Below are 17,456 nucleotides of genomic sequence, written 5' to 3' on the forward strand. Positions count from 1 at the left end.
CGGCGATTAAGTGAAGGCCCCAAAGACGAACCTTGGTTTACCGCTCTGGTTACAGGAGCATGGACCTGAAGATTAACAACCGCAAAGCTCTCATCACCGGTGCCGCCGGCGGAATGGGAGAAGCCACCGCCCGTCTCCTGCTCGATGAAGGGGTGCACATTATCCTGACCGACATCGACGAAGCGGGGCTCACCGAGACCGCCGACCGCCTCGGTGGAGGTGACCGAGTCTCGACCGTCGTCGCCGACCTTACTAAGGAAAAGGGAGTAAAGGCCGTTGCCGATGCCGCCGGAGACATCGACATTCTTGTCCACACCACCGGCGTAACGGGCGCCAAGGGCGATCCGCTGGAGGACGTCAGCATCGACGACTACCGCGAGGCCTTCGAGATCGACTTCCTGACCGGCGTACAAATGGCCCGCAGCTTCATCCCCGGTATGCGCAAGCGCGGCTGGGGCCGGGTGGTGTTCGTCACCTCCGAAAACGTCGCCCAGCCCTACCCCGACGAGGCCGTCTACAATGCCGCCAAGGCCGCCCTCCTCACATTCGTCAAGGGTACCGCCCAACTCTACGCCATCGACGGCGTGTGCATCAATTCGGTTGCCCCGGCCTTCATCGAGACCGGCATGACCGACGGCATGATGGAAAAGCGGGCAAAAAAACTCGGCATGACCAAGGACGAAGCCATTAACACCTTCCTCAACGAGTCGCGCCCCCACCTGGTCCTTCACCGCCGCGGTAAGGCTGAGGAGGTCGCGGCCGTCATCGCCTTCCTCTGTTCCGAGCTGGCCAGTTTCGTCATCGGTTCCAACTACCGGGTCGACGGCGGCTCCGTACAGTCCATCGAGCTATAGGCGGGTGGCGGCGCGCGGGAGCTGTGGTTCGTGGCATCTTGCCGCGGTCATCTCGGTTCGTGGCATCTTGCCGCGGTCATCTCGGTTCGTGGCATCCTGCCGCGGTCATCACGGTTCGTGGCATCTTGCCGCGGTCATCTCGGTTCGTGGCATCCTGCCGCGGTCATCTCGGTTCGTGGCATCCTGCCGCGGTCATCAATATTCCTTGCACCTGCGCACCCGCCCAAACCAATGGGAGCGGGTGGTGTTGGTATCCCTACAACAATTCGAATATGACTTTACGGTATCCTAACCTACTGAGCCTGCTGGCTGCGCTCCTCCTGATCACAACCGCCTGCGAGCGCCGCGTAGATGAAGAGATGCTCTCCACCACGACCCCAGAGACTTCCGACCTGGCCGTCCGACCCAATATTCCCGATTGGCACAAGGACGCCGTGATTTACGAGGTAAATACACGCATTTACACCCCCGAAGGGAACTTCGCGGCCTTCCAGGAACACCTGCCTCGGCTGGCCGAGATGGGGGTTGACCTGCTGTGGTTTATGCCCGTCCACCCGGTGAGCGAGAAGAACCGTAAGGGGGAGCTGGGTAGTCCGTACGCCGTAGCCGATTACCGTGCCGTGAATCCGGACTTCGGCACCAAGGAAGACTTTAAGCAACTGATGGCCGCCATCCACGCTGCCGGGATGCACGCCATCATCGACTGGGTACCCAACCACACCGGCTGGGACAACGCGTGGATCACCGAGCACCCCGATTTTTATACCAAAAAGGATGGTGAGATCACCGATCCGATCAACCCCGACACCGGCGAAAGCTGGGGCTGGACCGACGTGGCCGACCTCAACTACGACAACGCCGAAATGCGCGACAGCATGATCGCCGCCATGGCGTACTGGGTCCGGGAGATGGATGTAGATGGTTTCCGGGTAGACGTAGCCCACGGTGTCCCGGTAGATTTCTGGGAGCAAGCCGCCAACGCGCTCTACGCCATCGAGCCGCTCTTCCTTCTATCCGAGGGTGCCGTACCAGCCATCGTCAACAACGGTGCTTTCGTGATGGACTACGGCTGGGAAATGCACCATACCCTCAACGAAATCGCCAAGGCCCGGGGAGCAAACCGCAATGTGCAGACCGACGTAAGCAACATCGCCCGCGCGGAGGGAGAAGAAATGGACGAGGTGACCGCCCTTGCCATCGACGAACAGCTGGCCAAGCAACGTGCTGACTATAAGCGGGGGTACAAGATGCAGTTCACCTCCAACCACGACGAAAACGCCTGGGCGGGCACCGAATTTCAGCGAATGGGCGACGGCGCGTTGGCTTTTGCCGTGCTGACCGCCACCTTCGACGGGATGCCGCTGATTTATTCCGGCCAGGAATCCGGCATCGACCGCCAGTACGAGTTCTTCAAGAAGGATCAGCTCGAGTGGGGCGACTACAAGTATGCCGACTTCTACAAAACCCTCTTCGATCTTAAGGAGCGCCACCAAGCGCTATGGAACGGAGAATACGGTGGAGAACTGAAGAAGATCGAGACCAGTAACGACGAGATGGTGTACGCCTTCACCCGCGAAAAGAACGGCGACAAGGTTGCCGTGATGATCAACCTCTCCGGCGAGCCGCAGCGCGTCACCCTCGACGGCGGTGACTTTGCCGGTACGTACACCGAGGTGTTCAGTGACCAGGCCATGGAACTCACGGAGGGCATGGCGGTGGAACTGGAGCCGTGGGGCTACCGCGTCCTCTCCAAGTAGCGACGGCTTCAGCCGTTAAGCTGCAATTACAATCAGCGTGACGACTGAAGTCGTCGCTACAGCACCTTCCGTGAACTGGATCTACCCCCTCGACATCATCGGCACCCTGGTCTTTGCCATTTCCGGCGTATTGACCGCCATCGACAAGAAGTTCGATCTGGTGGGTTCGCTCATCATCGGTTTCGTGACGGCGGTGGGCGGCGGCACCATTCGTGACCTGCTGATCGGTCGCTTTCCGGTGGGCTGGCTGACCAATCGCCACTACTTCATCGTGATCTTTCTGGGGCTGCTGCTGGCGTATCTGTTTCGCGGCACGATCCTAAAGTTGCGGCGCAGTATGTTTCTCTTCGACACCGTGGGCATTGCCGTGTTTACCGTGCTGGGGGTGCAGACGACTCTGGCTGCCGGACTGAACTGGGAGGTCTGCCTCATCATGGGCGTGATCTCGGCCGTCTTCGGCGGCATTCTGCGGGATGTACTGACTAATGAGGTACCTCTGATCTTCCGGCGGGAAATCTACGCCACGGCTTGTCTGGCCGGCGGTGTCGTCTACCTTTCCCTCGAATCGCTGATTGGTGTACGGGCCATCAGTACCATCACGGCAATTCTGACGGTACTGGTGATCCGGTACGTGGCGGTGCGGCGGGGGTGGTCGTTGCAAATCAACGTGTAGCGGCGGCTTTAGCCGTCAGGCTGCGGGGATCCATTTGCCGAGCCACGGAATTGCTACCGAAGGTGGTGGTTGTTGGAGGTTGGTGGGAAGTGTTTGGGAGGAGATGCGTGCAGCGTGACGGCTGATGCCGTCGCTTTCGCAGCCGGTCATACGTACTGCTCTGATTAGGACTGCAATTGACGCTCGCCTAGGCAACTAGTTAAAGATCCCGATGAGGCTTGTTACTACGGTGGGTGGAAAATTTAGGCTGAGGAACCATCCGGCCCCCTTGTACTCGTAGTCTTCCGCTAGTATTTGATTATTCACTATGGAATAATCGGTGCTCCGGTACCAGTGGTGCCCCCCGATGAGCCGTACACCGGGCCAGGGTTCGACGGACAAGCCGAGGTGGAGATTGTGCAGTGGTTGGGGAAAGCTTAGGCCCAGGTAGACGGAAAACCGGCTCCATTTGTCCCTGGTCGAAAGCAGGCTCGACGTAATGAAGGCGTCGTTGGTATTGATCAGGGGGGCCAGGTGCAGGTGCAATCCGCTCGTGATGCGCAGTTGGTTGTCGTCGACCTCCGTCACGATGGCCCCATCGCTTTCCTTGGCTTCGATCCGCTCGAAATCTTTGTTGAAGGTGAAACTAGGCCCGAAGCTTACGGACACCCGGTGGCCGGGGGAAGTCTTATACGTATGGCTGCTGCGGGCCAGGGTATCCTTCTTACCCTCTATCAGGGTAAGCGCGAGGCTATGCTCCTCGGTTGCGGAGGCGGGTTTGAGGGGGTAGATCTTATTACGGAATACGGGGGTCGGGTTAGTATTACTGGCAAGGGTATCGGGGGGGAGAATTCGTTTGGAGGGTGGCGCGAACCTGCGTACATAGTCCGCCCACTGCGATATGACTTGTTGCAGGTCGCTGAACTCATTGATCTGTTGGCTGATCTTACGTTTGTATGCAGCTAGACGAGTCGGTGATAGGTTCTCGATAAATTCCTCGATTCGTACAGGGATTAACCCTTCTTGGTACAGGGGAAATACCACTTGCATACAGGCCGCCAGATTGTCGTCACTACCACAATCCCTCACTAGCGCATCGATGATGTCATCGTGGGGGAAGCCCGCCAATTCCCCACACCCCAATAGGCTCAACCCTTTTTGGGCAACAATGGAATCGTTCAGTTGCCGTATTACGATGGAATCGTATCCGTTCTGAAAGTAGTGCCACCTGAACTTCGCAAATAAGGGGGAAACAGCCTTATTGCGGTCGGAAAAATATTCTAATGGAGAGGCGGATTCTACGTCATCGGCGTCCGTAATACCATCGCCGTCCAGGATATCCGCATCAACTGGTACTTCCCTTCCCGGAACATTCGGTCCCGACTGCTTCCGGAAACTGTCATTCAACTGAGTAAGTACGGCTCCCAGCGCTCCACCCTGCGAAAACATGGCACCCGCCAGGCCCGCCACCTGACTGATCCCCCGCATGGCGGACGACTCGTCGGTGGCCGACTTCGAGGTCGACGTAATGGTTACCTTCTGCGGCGTGGATATATTGGTCACAATCAAGTAACCCCGGTCCTTGTAGGCCATTGCCGGCGGCAGGGGTCGATTACCGGTTTTTCTCAGCCGTTGTGCCGCATCGAAGACCAGCGGACGGGAATAACTTTGTTTCCCGGGCAGTAGCGCGAAGGAAACCTCGTGTGCCGTAGAGAGCGTGTTCCGGTGTCGGAGGCGTAGGGTATTATTAATGCGCTTTATCGAATCGTTGTACTTGTCGTAGGTATAGCGAACCGCGCCGGTCCCCCGCAGCGTGAGCAGGGAATCCATTAGGACGTAGTTTGGTTGTACCCCGGAGAGTTGGGGTTCACTCAGCATACTGCTGATCGAATTATCTACGTACGTATCGAACAGCCGCGCCTTCTCTTGATCGTGTCCCTCCTTTACGAGTAGGAATTCATCGTCGGTGAAGGGAAGCGGGTTTAACCTGAGTTCTCCCCCCGTGAGCCACAGCGATGAGAGTAGCCAGTCCTTCATCAACGAATCAAAGAAGACGTTATCCTTCAGGGACTCCGTATCTGCACGTGCATTCAGCGAGACGAGCGAATCGAGCAGGGGCTCACAGGGGGAGAATATCACTCTCCGTAAATTGATTTCCGTGGTTAAACTGTCCACCAGGGCAACGATATCCGCAAGCTGCGCATAGCTCGAATCGACCGCCTGATGGCCCGCAGCCCTCAGGAATTTAGCTCTGCCCGTGAGTGCATTGTAGTAGCGCCGGGCAAACTCCTGCTGAATATTCGGTCTGATCACCATCAGCGCAGGGGCGGCGTTTTCGCAGTCGCCGGCGGTGAATCGGAGCCGGTCGTGCGTACCCTGCGGACTGAAGGCTATAGTGGTCGTATCGCCGCAGCCGTTCGCTAGTTTAACCTGAGTCGCCGCATAAAAGGAGTCTCTACCGATGCCCCGAAAAGGACCGCTCTCAACATACTGCAGGCCGGTGGGTATGCTCGGCAGTCCGTCGTTGGTTGCTTGACGGTTCAGTATTGCTATGAGCGTATCGACCTCAACGCTTAAATCGCTTACCGCAGAACCCCATCCTATTTTATCCAGGGTGCCGTAAAGGCCCTTCCCCGGTTTTAGCTGATTACGGGTGGTGGTCAGTTTCTCACTCACGGATTTGTAAAGGGCGGTGACTTCTTGTTTCGGGTACGTAACCGTGACGCTTAGATCATAAGCTTTACCCGGCACTAGGATCAGTTTATCCCAATTGGCGGTTGCCGTTCCGTCAGCCTGGATGTCAATACCAATCGCAACGGCTTCGTCCCGGAATGGAAGTCGTAGTTTATCTGAAGTTTGCCCTGCCACTCCCACCGGAAGAACGGCTAAAAGGCAACCCACGCCAAGACAATATACCGATCTGACGGATTGTAGGATTTGGTTGACCATTGCGTACGGGTATTAGGAAAACCAGGGTTCGATGCAGGCTACGAAGTGCCCGCTCGTAGTATCGTCGTCGAGGATCTCTCCCTTACTTCCGGCGCATTAAGGAAGGTCACCTCCTACCTACAATATAGTCGAATATTGTAGATGTTAGTAGCGTGGGCGTCAGTATATGCAGGGTAACAGCCGGACGGCTAAAGCCGTCGCTACTGAAAACGGACGAGCGGCTCCAACACCTCCGCTACGTGCCACGCCCGTACGTTCAATTCATCCTTCACCGTGTGCCGACAGCTGGTACCCGATGCCACGATCAGGCTATCCGCGGAACGGCCGTGCAACTTGGAAATCAACGACTGCTCCGCGATCCTCCGACTGATCTCGTAGTGCTCCTCCTCGTACCCAAACGAACCCGCCATGCCGCAGCAGCCGCTATCCAGCAGGGTGACGTTGAAGTTGCGGGGCAGGGAGAGCACGGCGGCACACTTACTCGCCTCACCCAGGGCCTTTTCGTGACAGTGGACGTGCAGCACGATGTCGCATTGCTCCTCCCCAAAATCGTCGGGGGTGATGCGGCCGGCGGTGTATTCGGCAAAGAGCCACTCGTCAAAGGTCATCGCGTAAGTTGCCAGCTCCTGCGCCCGCGCCTGCATCGCGCCACGGAACAATTTCGGATACTCGTCGCGGAAGCCGAGAATGGCCGAAGGCTCGATGCCCACCAGGGGAGCCCCCTCCCCCACCCGACCGGCGAAGCACTCCACGTTCTTGGCCGCAAGCGTCCGGGCCTCGCGCAGCAGTCCCTTACTCAGTTGGGCCCGACCGCTGCCGGCGTGCCGCAACCACTCCACACGATAGCCCAGTTTCCACCACAGGCGCAGGGCCGCCTTGCCCACGTCCACGTCCTGGTAATTGATGAACTCATCGCCGAAGAAGTACAATCGTCCGCGGGTACCCGGCGCATTCGGCTGTTCCCGCTCGTAGAAGCGGCGCAGCGACTCGTTCGGAAAGCGCGGCAACGAACGTTCCGCCGCGATGCCCGCCATCCGCTTCACGGACGGACCGGTAAGGTCGAGCACGGCATTGGCCAACCCCGGTACCATGCCCCCCAGCCGGTACAGCGTTTCGTTTGCGGCCACCAGCCGGGTGCGCCAGGGGATGCCGTACTTGTCGTGGTGCTGCTGCAGGTACTCCGCCTTCAAGTTGGCCATGTTGACCGTACTCGGGCACTCGCTCGTACACGCCTTGCAACTGATGCACAGGTCCATGGCTTCTTCCAGTGCCGGATGGGTGAAGGGGTCTTCGTGCTGGTTCTGGGTAAGTACCTCGCGGAGCACGTTGGCCCGACCGCGGGTGGTGTCCCGCTCATCCAGCGTTGCACGGAAACTCGGGCACATGGCCCCACCCGTCATCTTCCGACAGTCGCCCGAACCGTTGCATTTTTCGGCGGCGCGCAGCAGTCCACCGTCGGCGGAAAAATCAAGGGTGGTGTCGTACTCCGCCACGCCCTCGTCGGCCTCGTAGCGCAATCCCTCGTTCATGGCGGGCGCCTCGACGATCTTACCCGGATTGAAGATTCCCTGTGGGTCCCACGTCCGCTTCAGCTCCACCAGCAGGGCGTACACTTCCGGTCCCAGCATTTTGGGTAGGAACTGTCCGCGCACCCGCCCGTCGCCGTGTTCGCCACTCAGGCTGCCCCGGTATTTTTTGACCAACGCGGCCACGTCGCGGGTGATCTCGTAAAAATGCCGCCGGCCTTCCGTCGTTTTCAGGTCCAGGATCGGCCGCAGGTGCAGCTCACCGTCGCCGACGTGAGCGTAGTAAACCGGATGCTGTTGGTACAGTAGCATCAGTTCTTCAAACTCCGCGATGTAATCGGCCAGGTCGGGTAATGCTACGGCGGTATCCTCGATGCAGGCTACGGCTTTGGCGTCACCGACCATATTACCCAGTATTCCCAGTCCGGCGGAGCGCAGCGCCCATACCTTATCGGTCTGAAGTTGGGCGGCGAGCGCGGGAGCAGCGTAAGCGGGTTGAGCAAGGTGTTCCACCGAGCAAAGCTTCTTTCCGAGTGCGGTGGCCTTTTCCAGCGCCAGGCCATCCGTTTCCGCCCGGTATTCCACCAGCAGCAGGGCCCGTGGATTCCCCTGGACGAAGGAAGCGTTCTTACGTTGGTCGTGATTCTGCAGTGCCAGGTTCAGGATGGTGTCGTCCATGAGCTCGCACATGAAGGGACTCGTTTCCATGACCAGCTGGGTCGCACGCATACTGGCATCTATGCTGCGAAAGTGAAGTGCTACGATGGCCGACCCGCGCGGGGGCAGCGGTAGGATATTGACCCTGAGCCGGGTAGTAAAGGCCAGCGTCCCCTCCGAGCCGGCCAGCAGGGTGCAGAGATTTAGTTCCGGTCCGTCGGGATTGTAAGGAGCCTGCCGCGCCAAAAGATCCAGGGCGTAGCCGTTATTTCTGCGCGTAACGCCGGGTTTCGGGTAAGCATCGGCGATGAGTGACCGGGTCTCCGGATCGGAAAGGGTACGGTCGAGGAAGCCATGTACCTCCGCTAAAATGGAGTTGCCCTGCACCCGCGCGCCGCCGCCCAGGGTGTGCACGCTGCCGTCGGAAAGCACCACCCGCGCTTCCTGAGTGTGCTCGCGCGTACTGCCCACCGTGATGCTCGTGCTGCCGCAGCTGTTGTTGCCGAACATGCCGCCCAGGGTGCAGCGGTTGGCCGTGCTGGTGTTGGGGCCGAACCAGTAGCCGTGTTCCTTTAGTGCCGCATTCAGCTGGTCGCGAATGACGCCCGGCTCTACGATGGCGTAGCCCTCTTCCGGATTGATCTCGATGATGTTGCGCATATGGCGGCTTACGTCGATCACGAGTCCACTGCCCACTGCCTGCCCCGCAAGGCTGGTCCCTCCCGCCCGCGGGGTAATGGCCACTCCGTAGCGACCCGCAAATTTTACGCAGGCCACGATGTCCGCCTCCGACCGGGGAAAAGCGACGGCCTCCGGTATCTCCCGGTACACGCTGGCGTCGGTCGCGTAAAGAATCCGGTGGAGTTCGCCGGTTTCGAGCTCACCGGTGAGGAGGGCGGCGAGTTCGGACCAGGGGGGGTGTGGGTGGGGCATACGGACGATCAGCTGAGCAGAAGGATCAACACCATTTCGGCCAGCAAGATGAGGAAACTGGCGATAAAAAAGCGAATGGACGAGCTCACGTTCTGAAACTTCGCCGCGGCAATGCGGGCGTTGATGTAGATCTGGCCGGCCAGGTCGTCATCGAGCCCCTTCGGTGAATCGAGCACCCGGTGGCTGTACTCCCGAAACTCCTGGATGTTCTTGCTGTGCTCCAGGATGGACCCGAAGAAGATGATGGAACTGTTGTGCAGGCTGACCAGTCGCGGACTGATGCTCCGAAAGCCGAAGTAGATGGCCACGAGCGAGCAGAGCCCCGATATGGTCGTCAGCCCAATCAGCACCCACGAGCCGCTGATCACCTCCAGGATGTCGATCATCTTCGTGAAGGCGACGGTGATGATGACGCCGTAGATGGTCAGGATTCCGGTTGCTTTGGCGTCGGAGTAGCGGATCCACTCCAGGTTGGCGTCGAGGATGCGCCAGTAATTTTCGGTTTTCTCGTCCACGTGGCAGTTCCTTTGTGGGGTCCGGCTACCGATTCGACCACTATCCGGTCGGCGGTGTTCTCCGGGTGCAGTCGCGCAACCAAACCCCGGCGTACGGGTAATAATACGTAATCGCGGACTTCCCGACTACGATTCCTACCTTGCCCTGCCACCGATTTATCCTTCTATGTTCATCATCGGCTCCATCCTCGTCTCCGACGACATCGCCCGGGAACACTTCGCCTGTAACCTCACCGCCTGCAAGGGCGCCTGCTGTTGGGAGGGCGACTACGGTGCCCCCCTGGAACGCGACGAGCTCCCCATCCTGGAAGACATCTACCCCGCCGTGGCCCCCTACCTCACCGACGCCGGTCGGGCCGCGATCGCGGAGCAGGGTACCTCGGTCCGTAATGGAAAAAGTCACGACACCCCCCTCGTCGATGGCGGGGCCTGCGCCTACATGACCCTGGACGGAACGGGTACGGCCCAGTGCGGCATCGAGCAGGCCTACAATGCGGGCGACGTAGCCTGGAAAAAGCCCATCAGCTGTCACCTCTACCCCATCCGCGTCAAGAAAAATCCCCAGACCGGCTTCGAAGCACTCAACTACGACGTGTGGGATATCTGCTCTGCCGCCTGCACCCGGGGGGAGCGGGAGAAGATCCGGATCTACGAATTTGCTAAGCCGGCCCTGATCAGGAAGTACGGAAAGGAGTGGTATGCGGAGTTGGTGGCGGCGGTGGAGTATTCGGGGGAGTAGTTTTGTTTACCGCAGATTAAAAACGGATTTGATTCGCAGATTATCGCAGATTTAGGGCAGGGCGTTGCACGCCGAGGTAGAGAACTGTTTTCACCACGGAGGGCCACGGATTGAGCACGGATTCGGTCGCACTTAGGTCGGGCGGCTTCTGGTCCGGGACTCATTCTTCAACGCAGATTTAAGCAGATTTAAGGTCGAGGCGTTGCACGCCGAGGGTTCTAAAAGCGTTGCCCGCCGGGTTATTCATTAACCACCTCGAGCTCCACCAAAAACCGCTCTGTATCCACTCGCACGTCAACTACTTCGAGCCCGCTGCCCATGGGTTGCCATTCGGGGGTGGTGAGGAGTCTGACGGGTTCATCTTTGAGGTAGACGCCTACGGGCATGGCTAGTCCGGCTACGTCGGATTGGAGGCGAAATTCGACCTGGTCGCCCGTTTTGCGGAGTTCTAGTACCGGGGGATTGGGGTGCTTCAGGTACTGATCGAAGAAGGGTTGGAGGTCGCGCTCGGCGTAATTGCTGAAGTAGTCGATGACCTGCTGGGTGCTGACGATACTGCGTTCGTGATCCTGGTAGAAACTGCGGAGCATGCCGAAGAAGAGGGGGTCGTCGTTGAGCACTCCGCGTAGGGTGTGGAGCATCCAGGCGCCCTTGTAGTAGTGGTCGGAGGAGGCAAAGTCAGTGAAGTTCACGTCTGCCGGCCCCAGGATGGGTTCTTCGTTGGAGACGAACCGCAATTGTGTTTTCAGGTAGCGCCGGGCGGCCGCTTCGCCGAAGTGATATTCGACGTAGAGGGCTTCCATGTAGGTGGTAAACGACTCGTGCACCCACATTTCGGCGTGGTCGGCTACGCTGATCGAGTTACCGAAGTATTCGTGGCCGGCCTCGTGGACGATGATGTAATCCCAGTTCATGTCATCGGGGATCAGTCCACCCAGGTACCCACGCATGAAGCGGTTGCCGTAGGCGATGCCGCTCTGGTGTTCCATGCCGAGGTAGGGGGTTTCGATCAGGGCAAAGCCGTCATTCCAGAAGGGGTACTTGCCGAAGTAGTGCTCGTAGGCCTCGAGCATGGGCGGCACTTCGCGGAACTGCTTCTTTGCCTTGGCCAGATTGTAGTCGATGACGTAATAGTCCAGCGCCAGCTCCTCGCCGTCGAAGCTCCGGTAGATGCTGTCGAAGTGAACGTAATTGCCGATGTTGATCGACACGTTGTAGTTGTTGATGGGGTAGCTGACGAACCAGTCGTACCGTTTCTTGCGCCCCTCTTCCACCTCCGCGCGCAGGTTGCCGTTGCTGGCCACGAACAATCGTTCGGGGACCGTGACGCTGATGAGCATGGAGTCGGGTTCGTCGCTGAGGTGATCTTTGTTGGGCCACCACAGACTGGCGCCGTCTCCCTCGCAGGCGACGCCGACCCAGTAGCGGTTTTTCTGGTCGAGGCCCCATACGAAGCCGCCGTCCCAGGGGGGATTCTGTGCTTCCGTGGGTTGTCCGCCGTAGTGGATGCTCATGCGGTGCCGGCTACCGATCTCTACGGGGTGGGGCAATTCCACGAATACCGCGTTTCCCTTCCGCGTATAGCGCAGGTCCTTCCCTTCCTGCTCGATGCCGTCGACCTGGAGGTTGTGGTAGAGGTCGATTTGCAGGATCGGCAGCTGTCCGGTGATGGTATAGTCCATCTCCACGCGCCCCTCGATCTCTCGGTCGACGGGGTTCACGTCTAGGTGCAGCTCGTAGTACGTCACGTCGTAGTTCGACCGGGTCGGTCCCAGCGTACCCCGCAGCGTATCGGCTTCCGTAAAGGAGCGGTCGGCAAAGTAGTTCTGGGCGGGAGCGCAGGCGCAGAGCAATGCGGCAAAAAGCAGGGTGAGCTGGTATCGGAACATGTGCAAATAACGCCTTTAATCCGTGGGAGATAAAATACCGGTGGGGCTTTAATCTTTTGTTAGGGTTGAACAGCGTATAGGACGGGAGAATTGCAACTTTACGCAAACGACATTAGGGGCAAAACACCATAAAATGCTCGCTCTTACGAAATTAAATTCCGTAATTGGGGGCAAAGTCCTATTTTAAGGACATAAACCCATTAAGCAGGCTATTCGGTGGAAATACACCGCACCTGCGTGCCCGCCCAAATCCAAATCATGTCCAGAATACTTACTTCCCTCACCCTGGTGTGCCTATTCCTCACCGCCTGCGAGCGGGAAGACACACCGAAAACCACCGCCACACCTACCGAATACGACCGTGCGGAACTTAACGCGCTGGTTGAGGCCCACTTACAGAGCACCGATAAGGTCTTCGACTGGAATCAGGCACCGGATGAGGTGGTGTGGTCCGCCCTGTCCCTGTCCGAAAACGAAGCCGTGTTGGGCTACCAACCCGCTGGTTTCCAGGACCTGGACGCGCGCATCCACGAGATCGACGTCAACGCGGGAGACTGGCTACAGACCAGAAACGAACTCGTGAGCGACCTGCTGGCCGCCACCGAACGACACACCGGCGAAGCGATCACCGAAACCGACCTCTTCGTGGCTCCCGAAGATGGCATCCTACCGATCCTCGACGTCAAGATCCTGCATCCGGAAGTGCTTAGCGAATTCCGCCGGCGCGCCGACGTACGCTACCTGGAGCCCAGCAACTACACCGCCGCCGAGGTACAACTGCGCTCCGGCTCGGGCTGTAGCGAGGCACCGGCCGATGCGATCGCGGCGGGGGACTTTACGACCGTCTCTCCCGGCGCGAAGGTGCCCTGGAACTACGATTACATGAACATTCAGCAGGCCTGGACACGGACGCAGGGCGATAACATCGGTCTCTGCATCATCGACAGCGGCACCTATCCCGAGCAGTCGGAGCTGAACGGAAATTTCGGCAATGGCCGCGAGCTTTCCCGACTGGGGGTATATCAGCCCAGCTGGTGGAGCAGCCGGACGGACGGCCCGGACGATCGTTGTGGACACGGCACCCAGATGGCCGGTCTGGCCGCGGCGCCCCGGACCAGTAGCGGAAGCACGGTCGGCGTAGCGTACAGGAGCGACCTCACCGCGATCCGGGCCACGAGCGACGTGATCATCAATGCCAGCAAGGAAAAGCGCGGGGTTAAGGATGCCCTGGTGATCGCCGGGCGCGACGCCGGCACCCAGATCGTGAGCATGTCGATCGGCGACGTATTCAGCAGCGGTACGGTCAAGGACGGCATTCGCTACGCCCACAACCGCGGAAAGCTGATCTTCTGCGCCGCCGGCACCAGCCTGAGCTGGACAAGCTGGTACGGCGTCATCTTCCCCGCCAACATGAGCGAAACCGTAGCCGTGACCGGCATCCAGAGCGGGTCACCGATCCAGCGCTGCAATACCTGTCACGATGGCAGTGAGGTAGATTTCGTAGCCGTCATGCAGCGACGAAACGACGACGACCGCACCAGCCTGACCCTGAGTCGCAGTGGCGCCCAACCCGGCTACGTCGGCGGATCGAGTGCGGCAACGGCCACTACGGCGGGTATTGCGGCGCTGGTGTGGGCTACCGATCCCGGTCAGAGCCGCGAGCAGGTGCTGCAACGGATGAAGGAAGCGGCCAGCATCTATCCTGCCCGCGACGGCGATTTCGGATGGGGAATGGTGGATGCGGATGCGGCAACGCGTTGAACCAGCGGGGCTAACGGGGAGGGGAGGTTGCGATAGTGTGGTGAATTCCATAACTTGTTCAAACACACTATTGAACAACTCCATCCATGCGACACCCGTATTACTTGGGTCTGGTACTGCTATGCCTTACCTTTAGCTGCGCGACCACTCGCGCGCCAGCACCGACCGACCCTGCTACGACGACATCCAAAGATGTCTACGTCCCGCCCCCCATTCCTCAGCCGACGTTTACCCCTACCGCTCCTGCGGCCCCGCCGTCTACCGCCTCCGAATCGGTCGGTAACAGCATTACTAATTACCTGCCCCCTACTGATTTCCAGCTCGGCGACCTCAACGCAGTCGTTTCCCCGGGCGGAAGCAGCACCCTGGCCGCGACGGCTTCGGTATTCGGACAGCCCGGCGTGACCGTGACGGCGACCCTGCGGGCCGACCTTACGACGTCTCACCTCCAGTTTTCCTTTCCGGCGGCCGCGCAGGCTTCCCTTTCCAGTTTTGACAAACTGCTCGGGGGCACCTCCCTGAGTCGCTACCTCCCCCCGGGTTTTCCGACCGATCAGCCCGTAGCGTTGCGTACGATGACCATCGATTTTGCGGAAAACGGTTACGTCATCGAGCAACTTTCGGCCGAGCTCGGCACGGCGGACTACCGTATGCCCGCCCCCCTGCCGCTGACTGTCAGTGGTGCGCGGCTCGACCTGGAGGCCGTTCGCCCGACCCAGATGGGGCGCACCATTGGCGGGACGATCTCCGGCACGGCAAAACTGGGCCAGACGAACGTTCAGGTAGCCGCCACGCTCAACTCCGATCCCAATCAAATCGACTTCACGGGTAGCCTGACCGAACTCTCGTTGTCCATTCTGCTCGATGCGCTGGCTACCGGCCCCGAAACCCGCCGGCTCGTCACGCTGCTGCCGCCGCCCCTGAAATCGCTGAGCTTATCTACCATAGCGGTGTCCGCCCGTCCATTCGCCAAGATTCTCTCCACACGTGGCAGTACGTCTATGGGGGATGCGGAGCTGCAACTGGACGGCAGCGGCCCCCGCGCGAATTTGATCTTCGGCCTGGCCCCGCCCGCCACCTTCGATTACGGTAGCATTCACGGTTTGCTGACCCCCCTGAATCAGTTGGATTTGGGAGGTACATCGTTCGTGGTGTCTGCCCTGCCCGATAAATCGGTCGAGTTGGCGCTGCCCAGCCTGGCCGCCATGAACGACCTGGCCGTTGCCGAGGGGGTGAACCTGATCGCCGATCTGAAATTCAGTGAAGGCCTGAGCGACATCGGCGATATGCTGAACCTCGAAAGCGCCCGGCTCACGGGAACGCTGTCCCGCAACCTGGACCACGGCAGTTTTACCGCCGATCTGGACCAGACGCTTAAGCTCAATGAAGACGGCACCGTCGAACTGGGAGACATCAACCTCTTTACCCGCCTGGGTGCGCAGACGGGTCTAGAATTCGGCCTGGCGGGGCTACTGCGGGCTCAGGTCGATCGCGACCTACTGGGATTTAATGCCAGCTTCAAGGTCAACGCGTTGGATCAGAGCCTTGCGGGCGAGTTTTTCCTGGAGGCGCTGAACCCTCCCGTTGCGGCCCGACGTGCCACCGACTTTTTGACCCGCAACGAGGAGGCCATCCCGGAATGGACCGAGCCCTTCGGCATTCCCGGCGTCGGCATCCGTAAACTGGGGGGCAGTGCCGGCATTAGTCCGCGCAGTCCCATCCTGCTCAGTTCCCTCGGCCTCACCGGTGCCGCGCGTTTGGGTACGGTGCGGAACCGGAAGAAGCACCTCACCGGAGCCCTGACCGTGGCGCTCAATGTGGCCAATCCGGCTAAAAGTCTGCTTTCTATTGAGGTGAATAGAATCACTCCACTGGGCATGATCGATGCTTTTGTGGAAAGTCACGGCATCAAGGGATCGTTGCGCGACGTGCTGGGCAGCGGGTTGGAGGACGGGAAGGTGCTCATCGTACCCACTGACAACCTGACCCTGTTCGGCGTCACCTATCAGCGGGGGGTCGCCTTCGGGGCCGCGATGAATCTGCTGGGGGTGAAGGGGCGCATGGACTGTAGCATGAACGACGCGGGCGTTAGTGGACGGGGCTCCCTGGACCCCATCAACCTGGCCGGTGGCCAGCTTGCCGTGCGGGGCATTGGCCGGCCCGGACCGCTGGTGGCCTTCGACGTCTCCACCGGCCGGCTGCCCACCTTCGAAGTGGACGGGGAGGCTACGTTGCTCGGTTTCACGGCCGGCACCCGGATGCTGGTGGACGGGGAGGGCTTCGAAATGCTGATGCGGGGTTCTTTCCTCGACGACCTGGAGGGCATCTTTGAAGTAAAGGGCAAGTTGAACTCCAACCAGGGAACGGGCATCGCACTGCGGGTAGCCATGCGCAATGAGTTTCTGGCCCGCATCACCCGCGAAGCGACCGCCGCCCTGGACAAGGCTTCCCGGGACGCACGGCAGACGCTGCTGGCCAACCGGCGCAAACTGGAGAATCAGCGGAAGGCGGTGCGCAGGTTGGACAAACAGATCGTGGCCCGTGAAGCGGCGGTCAAAGCTGCCTGGCAGCGGGAGCGGGACAAGGCAAACGCCATCTATAACAGCCAGATAGTGGTGGTGAGGGATTTTAATAGAAAAATTAAAGATCTACAGAAGAAGATCGACAAATTGGGCAATTGGCCGCACGAGCTTGCCGAAAAGGCCGTTCTGGAAACTCGCAAAATAACGATGCAGGCAGGCCGGGAGTCCGCAAAGGCTACCCTTGCGGTCTACGCCCAAGCGGTTAACAAGATAGCCGATCTATCCGATGTCCTACCGAACGACCCCGAACTGATCAGCCTGCATACCCAGAAGGGGGCCGCTAATGCTGCGCTCACGATCGCCACTACGGGAGTAGATGTTGTAATCGGTGTATCCCAGGGCACCATCGATGCCGCCAAATTCATGATTGACAATACCATCGGGGCCTTTGACCTGCGGAGCATGGAGTTTGCTACCTCTCTGGGCTTTGGTAATGAGTTTACGGCCAGCGTAGACATGAACTTGGTGTTCACCGGCAACAATCACAATTTACGGATGGAGTTCGACTTTGCGGACATTCCCGGCAGCGTTGCCAAACTCGTCGGTAAGCTTACCACCGGTAATGCCCTCAAACCCGGTTTTGGTGAAACCTTCGGAAAAGGTCTGGAATCAAAACTGACCGCCCGGACGGTAGCACGCTAA

At 59.4% G+C, this 17,456-nt stretch carries 10 protein-coding genes; 6 read left to right on the forward strand and 4 right to left on the reverse strand.

Annotation, left to right across the window (positions count from 1 at the left end):
- Positions 1 to 59: 59 nt before the first annotated feature.
- The 3 genes from GGR28_RS10120 to GGR28_RS19355 all read left to right on the forward strand — a co-directional run bounded on the left by GGR28_RS10120 (position 60) and on the right by GGR28_RS19355 (position 3,284).
- Positions 60 to 854: an SDR family NAD(P)-dependent oxidoreductase gene (locus tag GGR28_RS10120; RefSeq protein WP_183495664.1), complete on the forward strand. Its 795-nt coding sequence runs from the start codon at positions 60 to 62 to the stop codon at positions 852 to 854.
- A 272-nt stretch (positions 855 to 1,126) separates the two neighbouring features.
- Positions 1,127 to 2,611: an alpha-amylase family glycosyl hydrolase gene (locus tag GGR28_RS10125; RefSeq protein ID WP_246416605.1), complete on the forward strand. Its 1,485-nt coding sequence runs from the start codon at positions 1,127 to 1,129 to the stop codon at positions 2,609 to 2,611.
- A gap of 37 nt (positions 2,612 to 2,648) precedes the next feature.
- On the forward strand, positions 2,649 to 3,284 hold the full coding sequence (locus tag GGR28_RS19355) for a trimeric intracellular cation channel family protein (RefSeq protein WP_319936718.1): 636 nt from the start codon (positions 2,649 to 2,651) through the stop codon (positions 3,282 to 3,284).
- Between the two features lie 195 nt (positions 3,285 to 3,479).
- Here GGR28_RS19355 and GGR28_RS10135 read toward each other — a convergent pair whose 3' ends face one another.
- The 3 genes from GGR28_RS10135 to GGR28_RS10145 form a co-directional block, all read right to left on the reverse strand.
- Positions 3,480 to 5,939, reverse strand: coding sequence for a hypothetical protein (locus GGR28_RS10135; RefSeq protein ID WP_183495665.1), 2,460 nt, complete (start codon positions 5,937 to 5,939; stop codon positions 3,480 to 3,482).
- 473 nt (positions 5,940 to 6,412) lie between these two features.
- The gene (locus tag GGR28_RS10140) at positions 6,413 to 9,328 is read right to left on the reverse strand and encodes an FAD-binding and (Fe-S)-binding domain-containing protein (protein ID WP_183495666.1); all 2,916 of its coding nucleotides are present in this window, start codon (positions 9,326 to 9,328) and stop codon (positions 6,413 to 6,415) included.
- An 8-nt stretch (positions 9,329 to 9,336) separates the two neighbouring features.
- Positions 9,337 to 9,843: a Pycsar system effector family protein gene (locus GGR28_RS10145; RefSeq protein WP_183495667.1), complete on the reverse strand. Its 507-nt coding sequence runs from the start codon at positions 9,841 to 9,843 to the stop codon at positions 9,337 to 9,339.
- Positions 9,844 to 10,009: 166 nt separating this feature from the next.
- Between GGR28_RS10145 and GGR28_RS10150 the strand changes: the two genes are divergently transcribed.
- Positions 10,010 to 10,582 (forward strand): DUF3109 family protein, encoded by a 573-nt coding sequence (locus tag GGR28_RS10150; protein ID WP_183495668.1) that lies wholly within the window; start codon positions 10,010 to 10,012, stop codon positions 10,580 to 10,582.
- Between the two features lie 239 nt (positions 10,583 to 10,821).
- Here GGR28_RS10150 and GGR28_RS10155 read toward each other — a convergent pair whose 3' ends face one another.
- Positions 10,822 to 12,471 carry a M1 family metallopeptidase gene (locus tag GGR28_RS10155; protein WP_183495669.1) on the reverse strand — a complete coding sequence of 550 codons (1,650 nt, stop codon included), beginning with the start codon at positions 12,469 to 12,471 and terminating at the stop codon, positions 10,822 to 10,824.
- A 258-nt stretch (positions 12,472 to 12,729) separates the two neighbouring features.
- On the opposite strand from GGR28_RS10155, the gene GGR28_RS10160 reads away from it, so the two are divergent.
- Together GGR28_RS10160 and GGR28_RS10165 are read left to right on the forward strand one after the other, a co-directional pair.
- Entirely contained in the window at positions 12,730 to 14,232 is a 1,503-nt protein-coding gene (locus GGR28_RS10160; RefSeq protein WP_183495670.1) for a S8 family peptidase, read from the forward strand.
- 86 nt (positions 14,233 to 14,318) lie between these two features.
- The gene (locus GGR28_RS10165; RefSeq protein ID WP_183495671.1) at positions 14,319 to 17,456 is read left to right on the forward strand and encodes a hypothetical protein; all 3,138 of its coding nucleotides are present in this window, start codon (positions 14,319 to 14,321) and stop codon (positions 17,454 to 17,456) included.

This window comes from Neolewinella aquimaris (assembly GCF_014197245.1).
Taxonomy (GTDB): Bacteria; Bacteroidota; Bacteroidia; order Chitinophagales; family Saprospiraceae; genus Neolewinella; species Neolewinella aquimaris.